Source organism: Acidovorax sp. NB1 (genome assembly GCF_005405905.1).
Lineage (GTDB): Bacteria > Pseudomonadota > Gammaproteobacteria > Burkholderiales > Burkholderiaceae_C > Acidovorax.
Genome location: NZ_BJHU01000045.1, coordinates 1 through 849, shown reverse-complemented (window position 1 = coordinate 849; position 849 = coordinate 1). Strand labels below are relative to the sequence as shown.

General features: G+C 67.3%; 1 protein-coding gene. It reads left to right on the top strand.

Annotated elements, in window-relative coordinates; all coding sequences use genetic code 11:
* Positions 1-837 (top strand): methyl-accepting chemotaxis protein (locus AvAM_RS21575; protein WP_249368292.1); only part of this gene is annotated, 837 nt, incomplete at its 5' end.
* Positions 838-849 lie beyond the last annotated feature (12 nt).

The following is an 849-nucleotide window of genomic DNA, read 5'->3' as shown; positions in this document are numbered from 1 at the left end:
AGTGCCAGCACTGTGGCCGTCCAAGGCGGAGACGTGGTGGCCGAAGTCGTCGAGACCATGAAAGGCATCAACGCCAGCAGCAACAAGATTGCAGACATCATCAGCGTCATCGACGGCATCGCGTTCCAGACCAACATCCTGGCACTCAACGCCGCAGTGGAAGCGGCCCGAGCCGGTGAACAAGGCCGGGGCTTTGCCGTGGTGGCCGGAGAAGTACGCAACCTGGCAGGGCGCAGCGCAGAAGCCGCCAAGGAAATCAAAAGCCTCATCACCGCCAGCGTCGAACGCGTGGAACAAGGCACCGCCCTGGTGGACAAGGCCGGTGCCACCATGACCGAAGTGGTCGCCTCCATCCGGCGCGTGACCGACATCATGGGAGAAATCAGCGCCGCCAGCAGCGAACAAAGCGCAGGCGTAGGCCAGGTGGGAGAAGCCGTCACCCAGATGGACCAGGCCACCCAGCAAAACGCCGCCCTGGTGGAAGAAATGGCAGCGGCAGCCAGCGCGCTGAACGCCCAGGCAGGCGAACTGGTCAACGCCGTGGCCGTGTTCAAGCTGGACGCCCACGCCACCAGCGCCCAGCGCAGCAGCAGCCACAGCACAGCGACAACAGCGCGCCCCCCCATCGCAGCCCCCAGCTACAACGCCCCGCGCAACACCCCGGCCAAGACCGCCAGCCTGGGGACCCGCAAGCCCGCCACCAAACCAGCAGCCAGCCTGGCTGCACCCAAGGCGGCAGCCACCAGCACTGCACCAGCAGCTCCCGCAGCCAAAGCCCACAGCCCGGCCCCGGCGCCCAAGGCGGGGGGCAGCGACGACGACTGGGAGAGCTTCTGAGCGGCGCGGGCT